The 24,805-nt window shown below is 36.8% G+C and carries 21 protein-coding genes; 12 read left to right on the forward strand and 9 right to left on the reverse strand.

Translation table 11 applies throughout. From position 1 onward, the window contains the following. The first annotated feature begins 144 nt into the window (after positions 1 to 144). The 4 genes from XYLOR_RS02075 to cobC are packed head-to-tail and all read left to right on the forward strand — an operon-like array spanning position 145 to position 3,069. Complete coding sequence (locus tag XYLOR_RS02075; RefSeq protein WP_036876540.1) at positions 145 to 672, forward strand: bifunctional adenosylcobinamide kinase/adenosylcobinamide-phosphate guanylyltransferase; 528 nt, start codon at positions 145 to 147, stop codon at positions 670 to 672. A gap of 20 nt (positions 673 to 692) precedes the next feature. Next, complete coding sequence (gene cobT, locus XYLOR_RS02080; RefSeq protein WP_036876543.1) at positions 693 to 1,739, forward strand: nicotinate-nucleotide--dimethylbenzimidazole phosphoribosyltransferase; 1,047 nt, start codon at positions 693 to 695, stop codon at positions 1,737 to 1,739. After that, entirely contained in the window at positions 1,714 to 2,526 is an 813-nt protein-coding gene (gene cobS, locus XYLOR_RS02085) for an adenosylcobinamide-GDP ribazoletransferase (protein WP_036876545.1), read from the forward strand. The genes cobT and cobS overlap by 26 nt, the downstream gene beginning before the upstream one ends. 9 nt (positions 2,527 to 2,535) lie before the next feature. Continuing rightward, the gene (gene cobC, locus XYLOR_RS02090) at positions 2,536 to 3,069 is read left to right on the forward strand and encodes an alpha-ribazole phosphatase (RefSeq protein ID WP_036876546.1); all 534 of its coding nucleotides are present in this window, start codon (positions 2,536 to 2,538) and stop codon (positions 3,067 to 3,069) included. 33 nt (positions 3,070 to 3,102) lie between these two features. Here cobC and trpA read toward each other — a convergent pair whose 3' ends face one another. The 9 genes from trpA to XYLOR_RS02135 all read right to left on the reverse strand — a co-directional run bounded on the left by trpA (position 3,103) and on the right by XYLOR_RS02135 (position 12,214). Next, complete coding sequence (trpA, locus tag XYLOR_RS02095; protein WP_036876548.1) at positions 3,103 to 3,879, reverse strand: tryptophan synthase subunit alpha; 777 nt, start codon at positions 3,877 to 3,879, stop codon at positions 3,103 to 3,105. Positions 3,880 to 3,884: 5 nt separating this feature from the next. Then, positions 3,885 to 4,568: a phosphoribosylanthranilate isomerase gene (locus XYLOR_RS02100; protein WP_036880528.1), complete on the reverse strand. Its 684-nt coding sequence runs from the start codon at positions 4,566 to 4,568 to the stop codon at positions 3,885 to 3,887. 1 nt (position 4,569) lies between these two features. Next, positions 4,570 to 5,370: an indole-3-glycerol phosphate synthase TrpC gene (trpC, locus tag XYLOR_RS02105; RefSeq protein WP_036876549.1), complete on the reverse strand. Its 801-nt coding sequence runs from the start codon at positions 5,368 to 5,370 to the stop codon at positions 4,570 to 4,572. A gap of 12 nt (positions 5,371 to 5,382) precedes the next feature. Continuing rightward, positions 5,383 to 6,378: an anthranilate phosphoribosyltransferase gene (gene trpD / locus XYLOR_RS02110; protein WP_036880530.1), complete on the reverse strand. Its 996-nt coding sequence runs from the start codon at positions 6,376 to 6,378 to the stop codon at positions 5,383 to 5,385. 21 nt (positions 6,379 to 6,399) lie between these two features. Further along, the gene (locus XYLOR_RS02115) at positions 6,400 to 6,963 is read right to left on the reverse strand and encodes an anthranilate synthase component II (RefSeq protein WP_036876550.1); all 564 of its coding nucleotides are present in this window, start codon (positions 6,961 to 6,963) and stop codon (positions 6,400 to 6,402) included. 7 nt (positions 6,964 to 6,970) lie between these two features. After that, the gene (locus tag XYLOR_RS02120) at positions 6,971 to 8,386 is read right to left on the reverse strand and encodes an anthranilate synthase component I family protein (RefSeq protein WP_036880532.1); all 1,416 of its coding nucleotides are present in this window, start codon (positions 8,384 to 8,386) and stop codon (positions 6,971 to 6,973) included. Then, complete coding sequence (trpB, locus tag XYLOR_RS02125) at positions 8,379 to 9,587, reverse strand: tryptophan synthase subunit beta (protein WP_036876551.1); 1,209 nt, start codon at positions 9,585 to 9,587, stop codon at positions 8,379 to 8,381. Before trpB ends, XYLOR_RS02120 begins: the two co-directional genes overlap by 8 nt. A gap of 249 nt (positions 9,588 to 9,836) precedes the next feature. Beyond that, complete coding sequence (locus XYLOR_RS02130; RefSeq protein ID WP_036876552.1) at positions 9,837 to 10,253, reverse strand: PaaI family thioesterase; 417 nt, start codon at positions 10,251 to 10,253, stop codon at positions 9,837 to 9,839. 8 nt (positions 10,254 to 10,261) lie between these two features. Continuing rightward, on the reverse strand, positions 10,262 to 12,214 hold the full coding sequence (locus tag XYLOR_RS02135) for a sugar phosphate nucleotidyltransferase (protein ID WP_036876553.1): 1,953 nt from the start codon (positions 12,212 to 12,214) through the stop codon (positions 10,262 to 10,264). A gap of 125 nt (positions 12,215 to 12,339) precedes the next feature. On the opposite strand from XYLOR_RS02135, the gene glmS reads away from it, so the two are divergent. From glmS to XYLOR_RS02175, 8 genes are all read left to right on the forward strand, one after another. Next, positions 12,340 to 14,193 carry a glutamine--fructose-6-phosphate transaminase (isomerizing) gene (glmS, locus tag XYLOR_RS02140; RefSeq protein ID WP_036876554.1) on the forward strand — a complete coding sequence of 618 codons (1,854 nt, stop codon included), beginning with the start codon at positions 12,340 to 12,342 and terminating at the stop codon, positions 14,191 to 14,193. Positions 14,194 to 14,331: 138 nt separating this feature from the next. Next, the gene (aldA, locus tag XYLOR_RS02145) at positions 14,332 to 15,768 is read left to right on the forward strand and encodes an aldehyde dehydrogenase (RefSeq protein ID WP_036880536.1); all 1,437 of its coding nucleotides are present in this window, start codon (positions 14,332 to 14,334) and stop codon (positions 15,766 to 15,768) included. 290 nt (positions 15,769 to 16,058) lie between these two features. Then, positions 16,059 to 17,342 carry a glycoside hydrolase 5 family protein gene (locus tag XYLOR_RS02150; RefSeq protein WP_036876555.1) on the forward strand — a complete coding sequence of 428 codons (1,284 nt, stop codon included), beginning with the start codon at positions 16,059 to 16,061 and terminating at the stop codon, positions 17,340 to 17,342. 269 nt (positions 17,343 to 17,611) lie between these two features. Next, positions 17,612 to 18,838 carry a glycoside hydrolase family 27 protein gene (locus XYLOR_RS02155; protein ID WP_036876556.1) on the forward strand — a complete coding sequence of 409 codons (1,227 nt, stop codon included), beginning with the start codon at positions 17,612 to 17,614 and terminating at the stop codon, positions 18,836 to 18,838. Between the two features lie 58 nt (positions 18,839 to 18,896). After that, positions 18,897 to 20,183, forward strand: coding sequence for an acetylxylan esterase (locus tag XYLOR_RS02160; protein WP_036876557.1), 1,287 nt, complete (start codon positions 18,897 to 18,899; stop codon positions 20,181 to 20,183). Between the two features lie 9 nt (positions 20,184 to 20,192). Continuing rightward, positions 20,193 to 22,502, forward strand: a complete 2,310-nt coding sequence (locus tag XYLOR_RS02165) for a glycoside hydrolase family 3 N-terminal domain-containing protein (protein WP_036876558.1) — start codon at positions 20,193 to 20,195, stop codon at positions 22,500 to 22,502. 19 nt (positions 22,503 to 22,521) lie between these two features. Next, complete coding sequence (locus XYLOR_RS02170) at positions 22,522 to 23,613, forward strand: glycoside hydrolase family 26 protein (RefSeq protein WP_036880539.1); 1,092 nt, start codon at positions 22,522 to 22,524, stop codon at positions 23,611 to 23,613. Positions 23,614 to 23,629: 16 nt separating this feature from the next. Then, positions 23,630 to 24,793 (forward strand): glycoside hydrolase family 130 protein, encoded by a 1,164-nt coding sequence (locus XYLOR_RS02175; RefSeq protein ID WP_036880542.1) that lies wholly within the window; start codon positions 23,630 to 23,632, stop codon positions 24,791 to 24,793. Positions 24,794 to 24,805 lie beyond the last annotated feature (12 nt).

Below are 24,805 nucleotides of genomic sequence, written 5' to 3' on the forward strand. Positions count from 1 at the left end.
AAGCTATGAAAAAAAATTGATATAACCAAACAATATCTCCTGTATTTTATGTCGTAGAGCATAAAATCCGTGTTAATGATTAAAAAAACTTTATATTATTCTTTTTATGGTGTTATAAATAGCTTTTTTATTAAATTTGCACTTATGAAGAGAATTATACTCATTACCGGTGGTCAAAGGTCAGGGAAAAGCAGATATGCCGAGACTTTGGCTTTAAGTAAAAGTTCAAATCCTGTTTATTTGGCAACTGCTCATATCTGGGACGAAGAATTCAGACAAAGAGTACTTATACATCAACAGCGTAGGGGCAAAAATTGGACTAATATTGAGGAAGAGAAGTTTATAAGCAAGCACAATGTTTGTGGTAAGGTAGTTGTTATTGACTGCATCACTCTGTGGTGCACTAATTTTTTCTTTAATCGGCAGGCTGCTGAATGGGACCAGCCGTCTGTTGACGATGCTCTTGATAATATCAAAAGTGAGTTTGATAAGTTTACAGACCAAGATGCAACTTTTATTTTCGTAACCAATGAAATAGGAAGTGGTGGTGTCAGTGATAATCTTATACAACGCCGTTTTACAGATTTGGAAGGATGGATGAACCAATATGTAGCATCTAAATCAGATGAGGTGATACTCATGGTCAGTGGTATTCCTGTGAAAATAAAGTAGTATGTTAGTTATAATAAGTTATGAAAAAGTTTAAAATAAAATCTCCTGTTATGGATATTTGTAAAGCCATTCAGGATAAAATAGACAATCTTAATAAGCCTAAGGGTTCTTTAGGCAGACTTGAAAGCCTTGCTTTGCAGATATGTCTTATAGAACAAAAGTTGGAACCTACATTGCATAATCCATTTCATATATTGTTTGGTGCAGATCATGGCATTGAAAAAGAGCATGTAAGTGTATCTCCAAGAGAGATTACATGGCAGCAGATGATAAATTTTACTCATGGCGGCGGGGGCGTAAATATGTTTTGTAGACAACATGGGTTTAATTTGAAAATCGTAGATGTTGGTGTTGACTATGATTTGTCTTCTTATAAAGGAATACTGAACTATAAAATAGCAGGAGGTACAAATAATTTCTTATATGGTCCTGCCATGACTAATGAACAGTTTAATAAAGCCATTAATATTGGTTCTTCATTAGTCTTTGATTGCTACAATGAAGGATGTGACGTGATAAGTCTTGGCGAGATGGGAATAGCCAATACTTCTCCATCTAGTATATGGATGAGTCTTTTTGGAAATATCCCATTAGACGAGTGTATAGGAGCTGGTGCTGGACTGGACAAAAAAGGTATTGATCATAAAAGAGAAGTATTACATCAGTCGGTTGATAACTTTATCAATAAATATAAGGATACAGATGCTGAAAGCATCATCAGATATTTTGGGGGATTTGAAATGGTTGCTGCTATAGGTGCGATGCTCAGAGCAGCTGAGTTGCATCTGATAATATTAGTTGATGGATTCATAATGAGCGCATGCATGCTAGCAGCCAGTAAACTCTACCCGGATGTATTGGAATATGCTATATTTGGACATTGTGGAGACGAAACGGGACATAAAAAGATGCTTCATCTAATGAATGCCAAACCACTTTTGAATCTAGGTTTACGGTTGGGTGAGGGTACAGGTGCAATCTGTGCATTCCCTATACTTGATAGTGCTGTAAGGATGATGAATGAAATGAATAACTTTGAAAATGCAAATATCACTAAATACTTCTAAATGGTATGATAATATCTGGGCCGCCTTGATATTTTTTACCCGGTTGCCTTTCTGGAGATTACATCAACCTCCAAAGGATTGTTTTAAAACTGTTGTTGAACATTGGCCTTTAGTAGGATGGCTTACCGGTGGAATTATGGCTGCAGTGTTATACTTTTCAAGTATGATATTTCCTTACCCAATAGCTGTGCTTCTTGCTATATCCGTGAGGTTACTCATAACAGGTGCATTGCATGAAGACGGACTGACTGACTTTTTTGACGGATTCGGAGGTGGAGGAAATAACCGCCAGTGTATATTGGATATAATGAAAGATTCAAGAATTGGTACTTATGGCGTAGTAGGGATAATAATGTATGGTCTGCTACTTTTTTTCTCTCTTTCAAGTATGCCTGTAAGATTGGCCTCGTTTGTTATAATAGCTGCTGACCCTTTTTCAAAAATGGTTGCAGGACAGATCATAATGATGATGCCTTATGCAAGGACAGAAGAAGAGGCAAAAGCAAAAGTAGTGTATCGGAATATTAACATTAAGGCAGGTATAAGTCTCGCAGTTCAAGGACTGTTGCCGTTAGCTTTACTATTTTATTTGGAGCCGGCTTTGATGCTTGTTAACTGGCAGTGGATAATATTTGTACCTTGTCTTGTAATGTATTTCTTATACTTAATGATATGGAGAAAGTTGCGTGGATATACAGGTGATTGCTGTGGAGCTCTGTTCCTTCTTATAGAATTAAGTTTTTATCTTACAATTGTAATGTTGATTACTATTAATGCTAAAATGTAATATATATCAATGGAAATAGTGTTGATAAGACATACCAAAGTTGGCGTTCCTAAAGGAACTTGTTACGGTTGGAGCGATGTTCCACTGGCAGATACCTTTTTGGAGGAAGCAACCGAAACAAAGGCCAATCTTGAAAAAATAAAAATGAATTTTGATAAAGTCTATTCGTCACCTTTATCCAGAGCGGAAAAATTAGCCGAGTACTGTGGGTATCCCGATGCAGAAAGAGATGACAGACTGAAAGAAATGAATATGGGCGATTGGGAAATGCAGAAATATGATGAGATACAAGATGAAGCTTTGCAATTGTGGTTTAATGATTACATGCATCTAGCAGCAACCAATGGAGAAAGTTTTCCTATTATGTATGCCAGAGTTGCCGGATTCCTGGATGAACTTAAGAAAAAACCGTATAAAAAAGTCGCTATCTTTGCACATGGTGGTGTATTGATCTGTGCAGGTGTGTATGGAGGACTATTTCCTGTGGAAGACTGTTTTAGTCATCTTACAACTTACGGTGGTATAGAAACTATAACTATATAATTAATTAGCCCCTTAAAGTGGGGCTAATTAATCTTATTTTTTTAGAGCATCATACAATTTATCCAATGCCTCATCAGCATCTTTGCTTTCTTCTAGCAAGGTGACAAATTTACTTCCTATGATAGCTCCCGCAGCATTATTCTGTGCACTTTCTAATGTCTGTTTATTAGAAATACCAAAGCCAATCATGCGTGGATGTTTTAAGTCCATATTATTTATACGATGGAAATATTCCTGTTTAGCATCATCAAAGTTGTTTTGTGCCCCTGTGATAGAAACAGATGATACCATATAGATAAATCCGTCTGTGTTGTCATCAATAAAGTGTATGCGTTCTTCAGACGTTTCAGGAGTGATGAGCATAATAATGCGGATATCATATTTGTCGGCTATAGGTTTTACTGTCTCTTGATAATCTTTGAAAGGAAGGTCTGGTATTATTGCTCCGGATACTCCACATTCAACACAACTTCTGCAGAAGTTCTCTATTCCGTACTGGATTATGACATTGAGATAACCCATAAGTATAAGTGGTATCTTAACTTCATCTTTGATTGTCTTGAGTTGACCAAATATTTTTTTTAGAGTTATACCGTTGCGAAGAGCTTTGGTAGCAGCGCTCTGTATAACAGGACCGTCTGCCATTGGGTCGGAGAAAGGAATACCCACCTCTACCATTTTTATACCTCGGCGTTCCATTGTACGTATAACATCTGCAGTCCCATCTAGTTTGGGAGTACCTGCGCAGAAGTATAGTGACAAGAGTTTTTCATCACCTCTTTCTGCAAATAATTTATTAATCTTATTCATGTCTTTTATTTTTTAATTTCTGTGATAAATTTACTGAGAGATTGTATATCTTTAAGTGCCGGTGATATTTCAAAATTGGAATTGAGATCTATTCCGATACATTTTGGATGATTGAATAGTTTTATTTTCTCCACATCTTCTGGTTTTATACCACCACTTAGCAAGAATGGTTTTTCACCGTCGTAAAGTTTCAGAATTTCCCAGTCAAAGTGTTTGCCACTACCACCTATAGTTTCGCATTTAGTATCGAATAAAAAATAGTCTACATCTTTTTCATACAGCTTATATTTGTCAATATCTCTCGGGGCTTTGACACTTATAGCTTTTATAAATTGTATGTCTGGATGTATATCAGGATCAAGAGTACTTCTAAGGTTGCGTATCAGAGTAGGTGTCTCGCTTCCATGAAGTTGTATGATGTCTAAGTCATAATTTACTACACGTGTTATTATATTCTGGGCAGTGTCATCAACAAAAACACCAACCTTTTTTACAGTACATTTGTGTGTCGATAATTTATTGCAGTCATAATTGATAGCAATGTCAGGTAATAGTCCTGATGAAGAAGACTTCATTGAGACATATCTGCTTGATTTAGGATAGAAAATAAATCCAATCCAGTCAACCCCAAGATCTACCACCTGTCTGATATTGTTGCTATCGCGCATTCCACATACTTTTATTATCATATTAATTCTGAATTTTGGTGATAAAATCATTTAATGCATCACCCGGATTTTTGGTCTTCATAAAATTTTCTCCTATAAGAAAACCATTAAAGCCAGCTAACTTAAGTTCTTTTACAATGTCAGGATCACTTATGCCACTTTCGCTAACTTTGCATGTATTCTTAGGAAGTCGTGATGAAAGATAAAAAGAATTTTTTATGTCAGTTATGAATGTACCAAGATTACGGTTATTAATACCATACATATCCGGTTCTAGTTCTGCATAATCCAGTTCGCTTTCAGAATGCATCTCGAGTAGAACCTCCAATCCAAGTTGGTGAGCAGTATATAGTAATGATTTACATTCTGATATTTTCAGATCAGCAGCTATAAGTAGTATGGCAGATGCGCCGCATAGCCTTGCTTGAAAAATCTGATATTCATCAATAATGAAGTTCTTATATAGAATGGGAATATTTACGCCTGATTTGCGCGCTTCAACTATAAATTCATCCTTTCCCCCGAAGTATTTTTCATCAGTAAGAATACTTATAGCCGATGCTCCATATTGCTGATAACTTAGAGGAATAATATCAGGTTTCCCATCTTCTTTAATCCATCCCTTAGAAGGTGATTTGCGCTTAAATTCGGATATAATGCCTGTAGACGATTCAATAAGAGCTTTGCGCATAGATACAGTAGGTGAGTCTAAATTGATTATCTTTTCAACTTGCATGTGGATGTCGTGTTCAGATACCTCACTCTTGTATTTTTCAACTTCTATACGTTTCCACGCTATTATTTCTTCTAGAACGTCTTTCATACTTATATGTATTTATGAATTAAGTTGAATGAATTTATTCAGTGTCTTCAGCGCTGCACCGCTTTCTATGCTCTCTTTAGCAATAGCCACACACTCTTCAATACTCTTGTCCGGTTCCATAATTTGTATAGCAAAAGCTGCATTAGCTATAACCACCTCTTTATGATCTATTTTAGATGTGTTTTCCAACACGCTATCAAAAATTCTAGCTGCCTCTTCTTTTGTTTTACCACCTTCCAAATCTTTAGCATCAGCAATATTCAGTCCAATGTCGCTTGGTTTGAACAACTTTTCGTAATTATTGGTAGTCACTTTAAAATCGCCAGTAAGAGAAATTTCATCATAACCGTCGATACTTGTTTCAATACCATAATTTATACCCATTTTCTGATATACAGCATTGTAAAGGCGCATCTGGTTTAGATTTGCAACACCCAATAACTGGCATTTAGGCTGTGATGGATTGACTATAGGACCAAGCAGATTGAAGCATGTTGGAAATTCAAGAGCCTTACGGATAGGACCGACAAATTTCATGGCCCGTGCAAACAATTGAGCATGCAGATAGACAATGTTGCATTCATTCATTGAACGATTCAACTTATCAATATCTGATGTGAACTTTACCCCATGAGCTTCTATAACATTAGAAGCGCCACTAACAGATGTAGCTGCATAGTTGCCATGTTTAGCAACTTTATATCCAGCACCTGCGACTACGAAACAAGCACATGTAGATATGTTAAATGTGTTTTTCTGATCACCACCAGTACCGACGATGTCTATATATTCGGGTGTATCAAGTACAGCAGGAACACCAGTTTCGAGTATACCGTCTCTAAAACCAAGCAGTTCGTCAACAGTGATGCCGCGCATCTGCAATCCTGTAAGCAGGGCTACAATCTGTTCAGATGGATATTCGTTCTTAGTTATACCAAAAATAATTTCTTTTGTTTCCTCACGTGTAAGAACATCTTGGCTCAATACACGTGCAAGAATAGACTTCATTGTTTCCATAATATGTGTTTTTTATAAATTCATAAAGTTTTCTACTATTTTCTTTCCATCAGGTGTCAGTACACTTTCAGGATGAAATTGTATTCCGTGGATTTCATATTTTTTGTGTCTCAATCCCATAATCTGACCTTCGTCACTTTCTGCAGTTATCTCAAGGCAATCAGGTAAATTATCCTTAGATACCACCCAAGAGTGATAGCGCCCCATCGTAATACGTTCCGGTAGACCATCAAAGATATGATCGTTTCCTAATTGAGTTCCGATTGTAGCAACACCATGGAATACATCACTTAGATTTTTAAGTTGTGCTCCGAAAAATTCTCCTATAGCCTGATGCCCTAGACAAACACCTAGTATAGGCTTCTTGCCTGCATACGTCTTAATCACATCCAGAAGTAATCCGGCCTCTGAAGGAATGCCAGGACCTGGACTTAATATTATCTTATCAAACTCTTCAAGTATTGACATATCAAACTGATCATTTCGGTATACAGTAACTTCAGCACCTAATTCCTTAACAAGATGACTCAAATTATATGTGAATGAGTCGTAATTATCTATTATAACTATTTTCATAATAATATTACATATCTTCGGCTAGAAGAATAGCTCTCCTTAAAGCCCCTAATTTGTTGTTAACTTCTTGCAGCTCATAATCTTCATTACTTTTGGCAACGATACCGCCGCCAGCCTGAAACCAAAGTTCTCCGTTACGACTTACAAATGTACGTATCGTAATGGCTTGGTTTAGATTACCGTTCAGTCCTATAAAACCTATACATCCACCATAAGCGCCTCGGTTATGAGGTTCATATTCACTAATCAGTTGCATAGCCCTTACTTTAGGTGCCCCTGAAAGAGTACCAGCAGGGAATGTGTCTATAAAAGACTTTATAGGGTCTGCTTTATCATCCAGTTCACCGCTTACACGACTAACGAGGTGTATAACATGAGAGTAATATTGCAAGTCTTTATAAAAGTCAACTTTAACGTTATGGCAGTTTCTGCTTAAATCATTACGTGCAAGGTCTACAAGCATCACATGTTCAGCGTTCTCTTTAGGATCATTTCGCAGATATTCAGCACCGATATGATCTGCTTTTGGATCACCAGTTCTTTTTGTCGTACCTGCGATAGGATCAATATAAGCCTTTCTGCCTTCTATACGGCAATGTGTTTCAGGAGAAGAACCGAAGATTCTGAAACCTCCGAAATCAAAGTAGAAAAGATAAGGAGATGGGTTTATACTACGTAGTGCACGATAAAGTTTGAAATCATCGCCTTCGTATTTCTGGACGAATCTTCTAGACAACACAATCTGGAAGACATCACCTCTCATACAATGCTTAATACCCTTGCGTATATTAGCCTTATGTTCATCGTCAGTAATAGGAGATGTAGTATCACCTACAGGATGGAAACCAAAAGGTTTAACATTCGTCTTGTTCATCGCTTTCTCTATGGCGTGAATACATTTTAGACCTTCTTTTTCCTTTTCTCCATCTTTAAGAAGAGTTATAATAGTCATCTTATTGTTGAAATGGTCGAATACGATAACATCCCTATAAAGGATATATAACATGTCAGGTGCATCATTCTTTGACATTGTTGTGTCTTTTACTGCAATATTTTCGAAGTATCGTACTGCATTGAAAGCTGTATAACCATATAAACCACATAAGTTTGAGAACTCACCTGAAACATCAAAACACTTGATAAAGTCATTAATTACATTATCCGAACGATATTGTGAATTAACCTCTTTCCTGACAGTACTCCCGTCAGGCAGCGTGCATATTCCGAACCCATGATTGATAGACACACTTGCTATAGGGTTAATACCTATAAAAGAACGACTATTCTCTCCACCATGATAATCAGAACTCTCCATTAGCGCACTTTGGGGATAGATATCTCGCACTTTCATGTATACTCCGACAGGAGTATATAAGTCTGCCAGAATATTCCGACAGACAGTCGTATATTTGTATTTAGAAATTTCCATATTCTTCAGCCATATCTTTGTGTTCCAAATAAGTCTCAACATCTTTATCTCCACGACCACTTACAGTAAGTACCACAACGTCTTCTGGATTGAATTTAACCTTATTCAATGCTGCAACAGCGTGTGCACTTTCAAGGGCAGGAATGATACCTTCCATTCTGGTCAGTTCGTAAGCTGCTTTTACAGCTTCATCGTCATTTATTGAATAAACTGTTGCGCGATGTTGTTCGGCCATATTAGCATGAATTGGTCCTATTCCAGGGTAATCCAATCCAGCAGATAATGTTTCGGCTTCCATAATCTGTCCGTCAGGAGTTTGCATTACAAGAGTTTTTGCTCCATGCAGAATACCTAATCTGCCAGCGTGAATTGTAGCTGCTGTATGTCCGGTGTCGCATCCCTTTCCTCCAGCTTCTGCCAATACAATCTTCACGCGATTGTCATCAATATAGTGATATACGGTACCAGCAGCATTACTACCTCCACCCACACAGGCCATTAAGTAATTAGGATAGTCCCTACCAATTTTTTCCTGTAACTGTACTTTAATTTCTTTTGATATAATGCTTTGAAGACGTGCAACCATATCAGGATAAGGGTGTGGTCCAACAGTAGAACCTATTATATAAAAAGTATCAGAAGGATGACAACACCAGTCGCGTATTGCTTCGTTGGTCGCATCTTTTAGAGTCATGTTACCTGAAGTCACAGGACGAACTTCTGCACCAAGCATCTTCATTCTTTCTACATTAGTATGCTGACGCTGTACATCAAGTGCACCTTGATATACTACACATGGCATGTCCATTAGCGCGCAAACTGTTGCAGTAGCCACTCCATGTTGTCCTGCACCTGTCTCTGCAATAATACGGGTCTTTCCCATTTTTTTTGCAAGAAGGATCTGACCAATTGTATTGTTTATTTTGTGCGCACCTGTATGATTAAGATCTTCACGCTTAAGATACAGTTTGCAGCCATATTTATCACTCATACGTTTTGCATAATAGAGAGGTGAAGGACGTCCAACATAATCCTTTAGTAAGTCATAATACTCTTTTTTGAATTCTTCCGACTCTAGGATAGGGAGATATGATTTTTTAAGATTCTCCACTGTGGCATATAGGATTTCAGGAACATAAGCTCCACCAAATTCTCCATAATAGCCTTTGTCATCTACTTGAAAAGTTTTGCTCATCGTTATATTATATTTATATTTTGAAATTCACCTAAAAATAAAAAGGCCTGTCGTAAGAACGGCAGGCCTTTTTTATATTTATATTTTATATATACATACGGCAACCTCACTCACGACTTTTTAATCTTGAGTTCTGCCACCACCATGCATTATTAAAATTCTTAATCATTGCTTATTTTGTTATTTTCGTTGCAAATTTACACTTTTTCTATTAATTACCAAACTTTTTGCAAGAAAAAATAGAAAAAATTACATTAATCCATCTACAGGCATGCTCTTACCTTTGCGATAACCTATTCCTGTCACAATACAAATAAGTTCGCTATTTTGATTTGTAATCCTTGCTTCAACATAAGGGATTCTATGATGATCAACTACTTCTTGAGCCTCTGCTGTAAGGATATCTCCTTCAATAGCACTTTTTAGAAAAGAAATATTATTCTGTATACCGAATGTTAATGTACCGTGACTATTAATAGCTGCGGCTATCGCAATATCTGCCAATGTGAAATAAGCACCTCCTTGGCACACATTTCCACCATTAATATGCTTGTTGGTAACTTTCATTACAGCTTTGGCATATCCAACTTTAATTTCTATTATTTTACAACCATTGCTAGCAGCAAAACGGTCTTTCTCGTTCAAATAGTCTTTTAGTGTTGCCATATAAAATCTTATGGATTTTTTGATGTATTTATGTTTCCAAAATTGACGACCGCGTTTCGAAAAGAATTATAATTACCCATATCATACATGTGTCCTTTTAGACTTACACCTATGAGTCCTTTATTCTTCCTTACTTTATCAAGAGCTTTAGTAAGTTCGATTTCTTTGTCGCTATTTTCAGCTTCAGATATATCTTTTCCTAATTGATCAAAGACATTTTGAGTAAGTATATATTGTCCAAAAACAGAATAGTATTTGCTCTTATTATTCTTCATTTTGACTCCTAAGAAATCTTCTGCATAACAGGCATTAGGCTTCTCGCAAAAATTAATGATGTTCATCTCCGTTTCATCTTTATCCTCCCAGACCCCTGTCATTATACCATATTGAGAGACTTCAGATAGAGGTACGTCGTGAATTGCTACCATATCCATGTTGAATTTTTCGTATTTTTCGATAAGTTGTAAGGCACATGGTTTATTTGTATAACTTCTATACAATGTATCACCTAACAGTAATAAGACAGGTTCACCGCATGTAAAGTCTACAGCTTGATACACTGCATGTCCGAAACCTTTTTTTTCTTTTTGATAAACATACTTCAGTTTCTTTCCAATATCAAGAATCTTGTTTTCATATTCTTGCATTTTTGGATTCAACTTGTTAAGGTGCTCTTCTGGTAATGGTGTTTCGAAAAATTCTCTATATTTTATTTTTTCTTCTTCTGATCCCAATATGATACAAACTTCTTCTATACCACTTTCTATTAGTTCTTCAAGCAAAATTAGTATGACTGGCTTTACCATACCATCTTTGTCGGGGATTGGGAAAAAATCTTTTTTGAGCGAACGTGTTGAAGGGTAAAGACGAGTGCCAAAACCTGCAACAGGGATAATGGCTTTGCGTATAGTATGTACTGGACGTATAGTCAACTTATAAGGTTTCATACCTTGTTTTGTAAGGTATTCAATCAACTGGTCTTGACATTTCTCGTCACGTGCAATGAACTGTATTGATCCATCTCCTTGAGAACCGACACCCTTCCCTCCATAAATAAGCGGTAGGATATTAGAGTCTTTAAGAACTTTATGTAATTTTGGCGCTGTTAATTCTTCAGGGCACATAGGAGCAATATCCTTGTCAAAAAGGTCTTGTGCTTCTGTCATCAACTTTCCTAGTGATTTAGCATCACCATTTGCCATATAGTTTATTGCCTTTTTTATTATCGCCTGATTTTTTTCTCCCAGAGCTCGGTGTTCTTTTTCTTCTGATTCATTTGAAGCAAAAGGATAACCTTTGTTAAGGTCACCAAGAATCTTAATTGTATCTTTTTTTGCACAAAGATCAGAAAAGACCCAGTAAAGATGTTTTTTTACGTTTATTGATTTAACCTCAATCTCATCACCGTCGAATATCATAAGATTAGGTTTTACACCGAAGGCACAAGCCTGATCTAATCGTCCACAGCGTGAAGATGTCCTTAACTCACCTACGTAAGCGATATTCATCTCTCCCATAGTGTTAAGATTTAGGCTATATATATTGTTGAAGGCGCGTGCTACCAGCACACATATAGCCGCACTAGATGATAGACCGCTCTTTATAGGCAGAGACATCTTTTTGATAGTGATTTTCACTCCTCCGACCTTATACCATTCCAGCATATATGAAGCTACACCTGCACAATAAGAAAAAAACGTACCTGATTTAGCAATACGCTTGAGTTCATTTTCACTCATTCTGCATCCGAAATCCTGCCATATATCTTTTATTTCAGGAGCTTCAGAATATATTTCGAAGATACTCGATTTTTCAACTTCAGCCTCTATTCCTTGTTCTATACCTGTAACAATAGACATACCAGGAACAACATCTGCATTCATAGAACGGTATTTACCAGCCCAGTCGGTATGTTCACCAAACAGGCAAAGACGGCCTGGGACAAAAAGAGTTACTGCCATATTAAATTAGGTTATTTGTTCAGCAAAGATATACATTTTTTCTGTTTTTGCAAAAAAAATGGATTAATTTGTTGTACGTCTCGATATTATTTGTACTTTTGCGGGCAATTTAAAACATATAAAAGATGTGTGGAATAGTAGGATATATTGGTTTCCGTGATGCTTATCCCATTCTTATCAATGGGTTGAAAAGATTAGAGTATCGTGGCTATGACAGTGCAGGGGTGGCACTTATTTCGGATAACGATGAGCACCTTAATATATATAAGGAGAAAGGAAAAGTCGCAGTTTTGGAAAATTCTTTAGCTGACAAAGACTTAAGTGGAACAATCGGTATGGCTCATACCCGTTGGGCTACTCATGGTGAGCCATCTTCAATAAATGCCCATCCGCATCTTTCACAAAGCGGTAGACTAGCCATTGTCCATAATGGTATTATTGAAAATTACGCATCTCTTAAAAAATATCTTGCAGGTAAAGGTTTTACATTCAAGAGTTGTACCGATACAGAGGTTTTGGTGCAATTGATAGAATACATGCAGCAGACATATAACCTTTGTGTTGCTCAGGCCACGCGTTATGCGTTGCGTAAGGTCGTAGGAGCATATGCTATAGTTGTTATGGATAAAGAACATCCTGATGAATTAGTTGCAGCCCGTAAGAGTAGTCCTCTTGTGGTAGGAATTGGTGAAGACAATAAGGAATTCCTTATTGCGTCAGATGCATTACCTATTGCTGGGTATACTCATAACATGGTATATCTAAATGACGAGGAGGTCGTATTGTTGCGTCGTAATCAGCCTATGTCTGTAAAGAATCTTAAAAACGAGGATGTCAATATTGATGTTAAACAAGTTGATATAGACATTGACAAACTTGAAAAAGGTGGATACGACCATTATATGCTTAAGGAAATATTCGAACAGCCGAAAGCTATCTCTGACTGTATGCGAGGCAGATTACTGCAGAAGAAACATCAGATTGTACTTAGCGCAATTAATCTTCACCGTGAACAGTTGATAAATGCAAAACGTTTTATTATCATAGCTTGTGGTACATCATGGCATGCCGGTCTTATTGGCAAACAGTATATAGAAAATTACTGCGATGTTCCTGTAGCAGTTGAATATGCATCTGAGTTTCGTTATCGCAACCCTGTTATAATGCCAGATGACGTAGTCATTGCAATATCACAGAGCGGAGAGACTGCTGATACCCTTGCGGCATTTCAGTTGGCAAAAGCTCATCATGCACTATGTTTTGGAATCGTTAATGCTGTAGGTTCAAGCGTAGCACGTGAATCGGATACAGGTATTTATACACACGTCGGACCTGAAATAGGAGTTGCATCTACTAAAGCATTTACAGGGCAGGTTATGGTCCTAGCTCTATTTTCTTTGGCATTAGCTAAGGCTAAAGGAACTATAGGACAAAAGGATTATGAAGAAATAATAGATGAACTGTCTATAATACCAGAGAAAATAAAAGTTGTATTGCAGCAAAATGATAGAATAAAAGAGATTGCAAAGACTTATACATATGCCCGTAACTTTTTGTATATGGGACGTGGATACAATTATCCTGTAGCAATGGAGGGTGCTCTTAAATTAAAAGAAATCAGTTATATACATGCAGAAGGTTATCCTGCCGCAGAGATGAAGCATGGGCCAATCGCTTTAGTCGATGCGGAGATGCCTGTAGTATTTGTAGCTACCCATCATCAGTTGTATACTAAGATAATATCAAATATAGAAGAGGTAAAAGCTCGTAATGGTAGAGTGCTGGCAGTTGTAACACAGGGTGATACAAGCGTAAGGAAACTAGCTGAGCACATTATAGAGGTCCCTCCTACAATAGCTCCACTTGCTCCATTACTTTCTGTAATACCTTTACAGTTGCTTGCATATCACGTAGCAGTAGAAAAAGGTTTGAATGTCGATCAACCACGTAATCTTGCAAAATCGGTTACTGTGGAATAAATATAATATAAAGGTCTGATTTTTAAAGAAATATAAAATCAGACCTTTTTCTTTTGCTTTTATTTGTTTTATTGTATATTTGCCAGCAAGAACAATCTAGCTAGAAGACATACTATTAACTTTATAAACATAAAACAAATGAAAAACCTAAAAATGTATATCAACGGCAAATTCGTTGATGGTAAATCAGGAAAATTTATTGATGTTTTAAATCCTTCGACTGAGGAAATCGTAAGCAGGCAACCAGACGGTACGGTTGAAGATGTAAATGAAGCTATTGATGCTGCAGAAAAGGCACAAGATGCCTGGGCAAAGACTCCCGCTGTAGAACGAGGCAAGTATTTACATAAGATGGCTGAAGGAATACGACAACATCTGGATGAATTCGTAGATATCATTGTGAAAGAGCAAGGTAAAACTCTTTCATGGGCTAAAGTTGAAGTTGGCGTTACTGCAGATTACTTTGATTATATGGCCGGTTTTTCACGTACCATTGAGGGAGAAGTAATACCAAGTGATCGTCGTGGTGAAACTATCATACTTACAAAACGTCCTATTGGTGTCGCTGCAGGTATACTGCCTTGGAACTTCCCATTTTTTCTTATAGCTCGTAAAGCGGGAGCTGCTCTTATTACAGGTTGTACTATAGTCCTAAAACCTTCACAATTGACTCCTGAAAACTGTTGTCGCTTTGCAGAAATCGTAGATGAGACAGGCTTGCCTGCAGGCGTTCTTAATGTAGTCACAGGTAAAGGTTCGTTAGTAGGTAACGCTATGGCTGCTAGTCCAAAGATTGGAATCGTAAGTCTTACAGGTAGTGTTGGCGCAGGCGTTAAAATAATGGCGGCGGCGGCACCTAATATAACGAAGGTTTCTTTGGAATTAGGAGGCAAGGCTCCAGCAATAGTTTTTGCAGATGCAGACTTGGAATTGGCTGCAGACTGTGTCATACAGTCGCGTATTGGCAATAACGGTCAGATATGTAATAATGCAGAGCGCGTGTATGTACATAAAGACGTTAAGGATAAATTTACAAAAATGTTGTTAGAGCGATTTATGAAAGTATCTGTGGGCGATCCTGGCAAATATTTGGATGTTGATATGGGACCACTAATAGAAAAACGTGCTTTGGACAGCGTCGCAGAGAAAGTGGAGCATGCTATTAGTCAGGGTGCAAAACTTTTGTGTGGTGGACATAGGGTAGGAGATAAAGGATATTTCTATGAAGCAACACTTATGGAGGCAACGCAAGAAATGGATATAGTACACGAAGAAACCTTCGGTCCTGTACTTCCGATAGTTGAATTTGATAATATAGATCAAGTTATTTCATGGGCGAATGATGTAGAATATGGTCTTGCATCTTCTGTCTTCACAAAAGATATAGATACTGCAACAAAAGTTTGTCGTGAACTTAAGTTTGGTGAAACATATATCAACCGTGAACATTTTGAAGCGATGCAAGGATTTCATGCCGGAGTTAAAAAATCTGGTATTGGTGGCGCAGATGGTAAACATGGTGTGGAAGAATACTTAGTTACACATGTAACATATCTTGATACTCATTATGAATAATAGAATATACAAATATATTAACTAAAAAGATAGCCGGACATTTTAAAATGTCCGGCTTGTCTATTTCGACAATATTGTTGAATTCGGTTAAATGATATATTGTATTAGAATTTAAATAAAACTTGTTTTTATTATATAGGTAGAATATTAATTAGTCTTTATTAACGTGTGTTCAATCTAAAGTGTCAGTTCTTGATAATAAAGTATTATCTATTTATATCTAAAATCCTTAATTTTGCAAGCGCAATCATATATAAAATATATGATTGATTAACAAATATAATTAAAGAATGAATAAGATATTATTATTAATCATTACCTTTTTTATGGCAATGCCATTATCAGCCAATAATACTTTTGTAAAAGTATACCAAGGTCATTTCTTGAGAGATGGAAAACCATATTATTATGTGGGTACAAATTTTTGGTATGGAGCCATTTTGGGTTCGACAGGACAAGGTGGCAATCGTAAACGCCTTTGTGCAGAATTGGATAAAATGAAATCTATGGGTATAGATAACCTTCGGATTCTTGTTGGAGCTGATGGCGAACGTGGAATAAAGACTAAAGTGGAGCCTACTTTGCAGATAAAACCAGGAGTTTATAATGATACTATTTTGGAAGGATTGGATTATCTGCTTCAACAAATGGGCAAACGCAATATGCTGGCTGTACTTTATCTTAATAATTCATGGGAATGGAGTGGAGGTTATGGTTTCTATCTGCAATATGCAGGAGAAGGAAAAGCACCACGTCCTGATGAAGCAGGGTATCCTGCATACATGAACTTTGTACGTAAGTATGCAACAAGTGAAGAAGCTCACCAACTGTTCTATAAGTATGTAAATTTCATTCTAAATAGGACAAACCGTTATACACATAGGAAGTATGTAGATGATCCTGCAATAATGTCATGGCAGATAGGTAATGAACCTAGGGCTTTTGGTAAAGAAGAATTGGAACCATTTGTAAAATGGCTTTCAGAGGCTTCTTCTCTTATAAGAAGTATAGACAAAAACCATCTTGTATCAATAGGCAGTGAAGGTGCATGGGGATGTGAAGGAGATTATAACGTATACGAAAAAATATGTGCAGATAAGAATATTGACTACTGCAACGTACATCTTTGGCCATATAACTGGGGATGGGCAAAAAAAGACAGTTTGATAGAAAATCTAGACCGTTCTTGTCGAAATACAAAAGAGTATATAGACAGGCACCTTACAATATGTTCTAAACTTAATAAGCCATTAGTAATGGAAGAGTTCGGATATCCGAGAGATGGCTTTTCTTTCTCGCCTTATTCTACTACCAAAGGTCGTGATGGATATTATAAATACGTCTTCTCGCTGGTAGCAGATAATGCCAAAAGTGGAGGAAACTTTGCAGGATGTAATTTTTGGGGATGGGGAGGAATGGCCAAGCCTACTCATGAGAATTGGAATGTCGGGGATGACTATTGTGGAGATCCTGCACAAGAACAACAGGGTTTGAATTCTGTATTTTCTTCAGATACATCAACACTTTTTATCGTAAAAGAGCAAATTGAAAGTATGAGTAATATTTGTAGATGATATATTATATTGTTTGCTAAAAGTCTGATATTATAGGACTTTTGGGGTTTATTAACATAGATCGTAAGCAAAGTGTAAGCTATTGGCAATAAAGTATTATATTTAATTATACAAAAGTATTAACTTTGCAGAAATAATTAGAGTGTTTTATATCCTAATCATGTATTATAATAATTAATAGAATGATTTGTTAATACTCTTAAATTTGAACTTATTAAAATAATAATACGAATTGATGCACCTCGTGATTGTAAAATAATATAGACGATATGAACAACGGATTAAAATTATTAGCAGTTTCTTTTCTATGTGCTTTCTCTTTTACAGCAAGTGCACAAAAATGGGAACACCTTGCGGATACACCTCAGATGGGATGGAACTCTTGGAATAAATTTCAAGGTAATATTGATGAGGAAATCATAAAGACTATTGCAGATGCAATGGTTTCAACTGGATTGCGTGATGCAGGTTATGTATATATTAATATGGATGACTGTTGGCATGGTGAGCGTGATGAAAACGGATTTATCCAAGCTAATTCAAAACGTTTTCCACATGGGATTAAGTGGCTTGCAGATTATGTGCATTCAAAGGGATTGAAACTAGGCATCTATAGTGACTGTGGTACAAAAACCTGTGCAGGAATGCCAGGAAGTTTAGGCCACGAATATCAGGATGCTCTGCAATACGCTCGTTGGGGAATTGACTATCTAAAAGAAGATTGGTGCAATACAATAAATATAAATGCAAAAGGTGCTTATCAACTAATGAGCGACGCTTTACGTGCTGCCGGGCGCCCAATACTACATAGTATGTGTGAATGGGGAGACAATATGCCTTGGCGATGGGCAAGGAATATTGGTCATAGTTGGCGTATCGGACCAGACATATGGTGCTCATTTGATTCTCTTCGTGTTTTTCCAACATACACTCAGTATAGTGTAATGAACTGCATTGCAAAGAATGATACTTTACGTCAATATGCAGGTAAAGGGCATTGGAATGACCCTGATATGTTGGAGGTTGGGAATGGAATGAAAAATAGTGAAGATCGTGCTCATTTTGCTATGTGGTGTATGATGGCGTCTCCTCTTATTATTGGAAATGACATACGTTCTATGAGTAATGAGACAAAAGCAATTCTTATGAATAAGGAAATGATAGCCGTAAATCAAGATAAAATGGGGATACAGGGATATCATCATTCTGATGTGAATGGTTTGCAGATATGGTTTAAACCTCTAGAAAATGGTGACTGGGCAATTACGATACTTAATCCAACACAGAAATCTTTAACTTATGGCATAAATTGGCAGAATTTTAACTTCAAGGATACACAAGTCTCGGACAAAAGTACAGATTTTGATAAGATAGAATACCATGTTCGTAATCTATGGTTGCATAAATCAGAGGGAAAGACTTCAAAGGAAAATCGTGTAGAACGAACAATAACAGTACCTTCGCACGATGTAATTTCGTATAGGTTAATTAAGTAATGTGAATGTTTGTGACCTCCTCCATTATGGGGGAGGCTACATCTTTAATTTGTCTACAATGAAAAAGATATTAATACTTTTGGTTACCTTAATGTCAATTCAACCAGTATCTGCACAGATACGAGGTTATAACATACGTGTAACTGTAACTCCAGACCATAAAGACTGGAATTACAAAGTTGGTGAGACTGCATCATTTATAGTTAATGTATTGAAGTCTGGTACATTGCTTGACAATGTTAAAGTGGATTATGAGGCTGGACCTGTAATGTACCCTAATGTAAAGAAAACCGGAGTGATTCTACCAGATGGGACTATGAGATGGAGTGGTAAGATGACTGATGCTGGTTTTTATCGTTTTAAGGTTACTGCACATGTAGCAGGAAAAGATTATGATGGACTTTGTACAGCATCTTTTTCTCCAGAAAAAATTCAGCCTACAACTGAATGTCCAAAAGATTTTGATGAGTTCTGGAACAACTCTCTTAAAGAAGCACGTCAGACAAGCCTTGAACCAACAAAAGAATTATTACCCGAGCGTTGTACAAAGGATGTGAATGTATATCAAGTAAGTTTCCAAAATATACGATTTGGCAGTCGCACATATGGTATACTATGTGTACCGGTAAAACCTGGAAAATATCCGGCATTGCTTAGGGTACCAGGGGCTGGAGTAAGACCTTACCAAGGAGATATATTGACTGCTTCTAAGGGAGCAATAACTTTAGAAATAGGTATACATGGAATTCCTGTAACAATGACTCAGGATTATTATGACAAACTGGCTAATGGAGCCTTATATTGCTATTGGGACAATAATATGGATAATCGTGACAAAGCATATTATAAACGTGTATTTATAGGGGCTGTACGTGCTATAGACTATATCGCATCAATGCCAGAATGGAATGGCATGAGTCTTGGAGTTACTGGTAGTAGCCAAGGAGGAATGTTATCTCTTGTTTGTGCTGCCTTAGACAAAAGAGTTACCTTTTATGGGGCCGTTCATGCAGCTCTTTGCGATCATACAGCATCTCTTAAAGGTATTGCTTGCGGCTGGCCACATTATTTTTATTATGACAATAAGGGTATAGACCAGAGGAAGATAGAAACTTCAAGATATTACGACGGCGTGAATTTTGCCCGTAGAATTACTGCCAATGGATGGTTCTCTTTCGGATATAATGACGAAGTGGTTCCTCCTACTTCTGCTTATGGGACATATAATGTGACAGGAGGTAAAAAAGAATTGCACATTTATCCTGAAACGGGTCACTATTGGTATCAGGAACAATGGGATGAATGGGAAGAATGGCTATTAAATCAGATGGGAATTAATAATTAATCTAATAATATGAACAATTTATTAACATTAATAACTGCAGCAACAATGACATTAACCGTTAGTGCAAATAATAGAGAAAATGCGCCTATATATAAGAATCAAAAGGCTCCAATTGAGCAAAGAGTTAATGACCTCTTAAGTCGCATGACCTTAGAAGAAAAGGTTGGGCAGATGAATCAATTTGTTGGTTTGGAGCATATACGTGAGAACAGTAAAACAATGTCAGCAGCAGATTTGGCAACAAATACAGCAAGTGCATTTTATCCTGGTATAAGTGATAAGGATGTCGCAAATTGGACAAGACAGGGATTGATAGGTTCATTTCTACACGTATTAACATTAGAAGAGGCTAACGAACTTCAGCTATTAAATATGAAAAGCAGGCTAAAAATACCTCTTATAATAGGTATTGATGCTATTCATGGTAATGCTAAATGCCAAAATAATACAGTATATCCAACAAATATAGGACTAGCAAGTTCTTTTGACGTAGATATGGCTTATAAAATAGCCCGTCAGACAGCTCTAGAGATGCGTGCAATGAATATGCAGTGGACATTTAATCCTAATATAGAAGTAGCTCGTGATCCTCGGTGGGGGCGTTGTGGAGAAACTTATGGAGAAGACACATACCTTGTAACTCAGATGGGTGTAGCTACAGTGAAAGGCTATCAACGAAATATGGATACAGATCAGGATGTGCTGGCATGCATAAAGCACTTCTGTGGAGGTACTCCTGTAAATGGAACAAATGGTGCTCCTGCAGATTTGTCAGAGCGTACTTTAAGAGAAGTCTTTTTTCCTCCGTATATCGCTGGCGTTAAAGCTGGTGCAATGTCATTGATGACAGCTCATAATGAACTTAATGGTATACCTTGTCATACTAATAAGTGGTTGATGCAAGACTTGTTGCGCAATGAGTGGGGATACAAGGGCTTTATAGTAAGTGACTGGATGGATATAGAGCATTGTGTAGATCAACATCATACAGCTAAGGATGATAAAGATGCTTTCTATCAAAGTATTATGGCAGGAATGGATATGCATATGCATGGTCTGGAATGGCAGGAAAATGTATGTGCTCTAGTGCGTGAAGGAAAAATTAAGGAGAGTCGTATAGATGAATCTGTAAGACGAATTCTTGATATAAAGTTTCGTCTTGGATTATTTGAGCATCCTTATGGTAATGTAAAAATCAGGGATAAGGTTATTAATAACCTTGAACATAAACAGACTGCACTTGAAGCTACACGCAACTCCATCGTCCTTTTAAAAAATGCGAATGGATTGTTGCCTCTGGATGCTTCAAAATACAAAAAGGTTCTTGTTACAGGTATAAATGCTAACGACCAGAATATAATGGGTGATTGGAGTGAACCACAGCCAGAGAATAAAGTATCTACGGTACTCAAAGGTTTACAACAAATAGAACCAAATACACATTTTGAGTTTGTTGATCAGGGATGGGATCCTCGCAACATGGACCCTAAGAAAGTTGATGAGGCTGTAGCAAAGGCTAAAGACTGTGATCTTAATATTGTCTGTTGTGGAGAATATATGATGCGCTTCCGTTGGACAGAACGAACGAGTGGTGAGGATACCGACCGAGACAACTTAGATTTGGTAGGATTGCAAAATGATCTTATAAAGAGAATATACGAATCAGGCAAACCTACAATATTGGTTATTATCAGTGGTCACCCGCTAAGTGTTACATGGGCAGCAGAACATCTTGATGCGATAATAAATGCGTGGGAACCAGGGCAGTTTGGTGGTCAGGCAATTGCAGAGATTCTATATGGAAAAGTTAATCCTTCGGCAAAACTTGCTATGACAATGCCACGTTCGGTAGGTCAGATACAGTCCATCTACAATCATAAGCCATCAGCATTTTTCCATCCAGTGGTATGCGGAACATCAGAACCTCTATACCCTTTCGGATTTGGATTATCTTATACTACATATAAGTATAGTGATCTTATTTTAGATAAAACAAATATACAAAAAGATGGGAATGTTAAAGCTAGTGTAACAATAACGAATAATGGCAGTAGAGATGGTGTTGAAATAGCTCAGCTTTATATTCATGATATAGTTGCATCAGCAGAGCGTCCTGTAAAAGAACTTAAGGACTTTAAGCGTGTTTATTTAAAAGCTGGTGAAAGTAAAATAGTTGAGTTTACAATAACACCTGATAAATTAGCTTTCTATGACAAAAATATGCATTATTGTGTTGAACCAGGTGATTTTGAAGTTTTGATAGGTGGAAGTAGTAGGAACACAGATGAAATTAAAGCAAAATTTACTGTTGATGAATAATAATTGAATATACTAACTTATGAAATATCTTATATTAACAGCTTTTGCAATGACATTTTTTGCAATACAAGGATGTGCAACGACAAAGAATGGAATCTTTGGAAAAGACAAAAGTGTACAAAAACTAGAAAAGAATTTAATGAAGTGGCAGAAAAAAGGATATCTTGTAGGGCATCAGGATGACCCTGTATATGGTACTACATGGAAATGGGATTATGGTAAGAGTGATGTAAAGTCCGTTTGTGGTGAATATCCAGCCATTATGGGTTTTGATCTTGGAATGATAGAACTTGGTGCTGATAAAAATCTTGATGGTGTACCATTCAGCCGTATACGAGAAGAAATAATAAACCAGTATTCTAGAGGTGGAGTTATAACTATAAGTTGGCATCCTCATAATCCAGTAACAGGTAAAAGTGCATGGGATAATAGTGGTAATGCTGTAAAAGCTGTGTTGTACGGTGGAGCACAGCACTCTAAATTTGAAATATGGCTTAATGCCGTGGCACAATTTATAAATTCACTTAGGACCGCAGATGGTAGAAAAATTCCTGTTATTTTCCGTCCATGGCATGAAATGTCTGGATCATGGTTTTGGTGGGGCTCAAAATCATGCACAGCAGATAACTACATAAGTTTATATCAGATGACAAGTGATTATATGAAAAGTAGAGGTGTAAACAATATTTTATATTGTTTTTCGCCAAATTCAGAAAATAATGATAATGAAGAGCATTTCTTGAAATATTATCCAGGAGATGAATATGTAGACATTATAGGTGTAGACATATATCAGTTTGATAAAACAGGTGAGACATATGCAAAGAATCTAAATGACGAACTGAATCTGCTAACAAAAATAGGAAAGGAACATAATAAGTTAATATGCCTTGCTGAGACTGGATTTCGGAACACACCTGATTCTACATGGTTTACAAAAATATTAAAACCTGTAATAGATAAATATCCTATATCATATATGCTTTTATGGCGTAATGCATGGGACCAACCGGAAGAAAACTTCGGACCTGCTCCCGAAAAAAGTTGTGCTAAAGATTTTAGAGAATTTTATAAAGCGGATAATACTCTATTTATAAATGATATTAAATAAAAACGAAATAAGAATTATGACTGATTTCTTTAAAAAGGTAGAAATATTAAAAGCTCGTCATGAAGCACTATTGTCAAGGAAAAACAAACCTCAAGAGTGGGGAAATGGCATTTATACAAGGTATAAATATCCTATATTGACATGTGAACATACACCATTAGCGTGGCGTTATGATTTTAATGAGAAAGATAATCCATATCTTATGCAGCGGATAATGATTAATGCTACTCTTAATTCAGGAGCAATAAAATGGAATGGGAAATATGTTTTGGTCGTACGTGTAGAAGGAGCAGATCGTAAGTCTTTCTTCGCTATTGCTGAAAGTCCAAATGGAATAGACAATTTTAGATTTTGGGATGAACCTATAACAATGCCAGATGACATTATACCAGCTACTAATATTTATGATATGCGTCTTACGCAACATGAAGATGGATGGATTTATGGCATATTTTGTGCAGAACGGCACGATGACAGTAAACCAGTTGATTTATCAGCAGCTACAGCAACAGCAGCCATAGCGCGGACCAAAGACCTTGTTCATTGGGATCGCTTGCCAGATCTTAAAACAAAAAGTCAGCAACGCAATGTAGTACTTCATCCTGAATTCGTTGACAATAAGTATGCCTTTTATACTCGTCCTCAGGATGGATTTATTGATGCTGGTTCTGGTGGAGGCATTGGGTGGGCTCTTGTTGAGGATATTACTAATGCAGAGATAAAGGAAGAAAAAATTATAAACAGTCGTCATTATCATACTATAATGGAAGTGAAAAATGGCGAAGGACCACACCCTATAAAGACCCCAAAGGGATGGTTACATCTTGCTCACGGTGTAAGAGGTTGCGCTTCTGGTTTGCGTTATGTTCTTTATATGTACATGACGGCCCTTAATGATCCTACTCATGTTATAGCTCAGCCTGGCGGTGCTTTTCTTGTACCTCAGGGAGATGAATATATAGGTGATGTCATGAATGTCGTTTTTGCAAATGGATGGATTGCTGATGAGGATGGAACAGTTTTTATATATTATGCATCATCAGATACACGTATGCATGTAGCTACATCTACGATAGATAAATTAGTGGATTATTGCTTTAATACACCTGAGGATGGATTTTATACCAGCAAATCTGTTGAAGCTATAAAAAAACTAGTAGTAAAAAACAAAAGCCTGTAAAAATATAACATT

This window comes from Xylanibacter oryzae DSM 17970 (genome assembly GCF_000585355.1).
GTDB lineage: Bacteria > Bacteroidota > Bacteroidia > Bacteroidales > Bacteroidaceae > Prevotella > Prevotella oryzae.

Excerpts from the sequence above, each read along its gene's own strand:
- XYLOR_RS02165 (WP_036876558.1), top strand. The coding sequence starts at position 20,193 with ATGAACAATTTATTAACATTAATAACTGCAGCAACAATGACATTAACC.
- XYLOR_RS02160 (WP_036876557.1), top strand. The coding sequence starts at position 18,897 with ATGAAAAAGATATTAATACTTTTGGTTACCTTAATGTCAATTCAACCA.
- trpA (WP_036876548.1), bottom strand. The coding sequence starts at position 3,879 with ATGAATAAGATTAATAAATTATTTGCAGAAAGAGGTGATGAAAAACTC.
- XYLOR_RS02100 (WP_036880528.1), bottom strand. The coding sequence starts at position 4,568 with ATGATAATAAAAGTATGTGGAATGCGCGATAGCAACAATATCAGACAG.
- aldA (WP_036880536.1), top strand. The coding sequence starts at position 14,332 with ATGAAAAACCTAAAAATGTATATCAACGGCAAATTCGTTGATGGTAAA.
- XYLOR_RS02150 (WP_036876555.1), top strand. The coding sequence starts at position 16,059 with ATGAATAAGATATTATTATTAATCATTACCTTTTTTATGGCAATGCCA.
- XYLOR_RS02170 (WP_036880539.1), top strand. The coding sequence starts at position 22,522 with ATGAAATATCTTATATTAACAGCTTTTGCAATGACATTTTTTGCAATA.
- XYLOR_RS02115 (WP_036876550.1), bottom strand. The coding sequence starts at position 6,963 with ATGAAAATAGTTATAATAGATAATTACGACTCATTCACATATAATTTG.
- cobC (WP_036876546.1), top strand. The coding sequence starts at position 2,536 with ATGGAAATAGTGTTGATAAGACATACCAAAGTTGGCGTTCCTAAAGGA.
- XYLOR_RS02130 (WP_036876552.1), bottom strand. The coding sequence starts at position 10,253 with ATGGCAACACTAAAAGACTATTTGAACGAGAAAGACCGTTTTGCTGCT.
- trpC (WP_036876549.1), bottom strand. The coding sequence starts at position 5,370 with ATGAAAGACGTTCTAGAAGAAATAATAGCGTGGAAACGTATAGAAGTT.
- XYLOR_RS02135 (WP_036876553.1), bottom strand. The coding sequence starts at position 12,214 with ATGGCAGTAACTCTTTTTGTCCCAGGCCGTCTTTGCCTGTTTGGTGAA.
- glmS (WP_036876554.1), top strand. The coding sequence starts at position 12,340 with ATGTGTGGAATAGTAGGATATATTGGTTTCCGTGATGCTTATCCCATT.
- cobT (WP_036876543.1), top strand. The coding sequence starts at position 693 with ATGAAAAAGTTTAAAATAAAATCTCCTGTTATGGATATTTGTAAAGCC.
- XYLOR_RS02075 (WP_036876540.1), top strand. The coding sequence starts at position 145 with ATGAAGAGAATTATACTCATTACCGGTGGTCAAAGGTCAGGGAAAAGC.
- cobS (WP_036876545.1), top strand. The coding sequence starts at position 1,714 with ATGCAAATATCACTAAATACTTCTAAATGGTATGATAATATCTGGGCC.
- XYLOR_RS02175 (WP_036880542.1), top strand. The coding sequence starts at position 23,630 with ATGACTGATTTCTTTAAAAAGGTAGAAATATTAAAAGCTCGTCATGAA.
- XYLOR_RS02155 (WP_036876556.1), top strand. The coding sequence starts at position 17,612 with ATGAACAACGGATTAAAATTATTAGCAGTTTCTTTTCTATGTGCTTTC.
- trpD (WP_036880530.1), bottom strand. The coding sequence starts at position 6,378 with ATGAAGTCTATTCTTGCACGTGTATTGAGCCAAGATGTTCTTACACGT.
- trpB (WP_036876551.1), bottom strand. The coding sequence starts at position 9,587 with ATGAGCAAAACTTTTCAAGTAGATGACAAAGGCTATTATGGAGAATTT.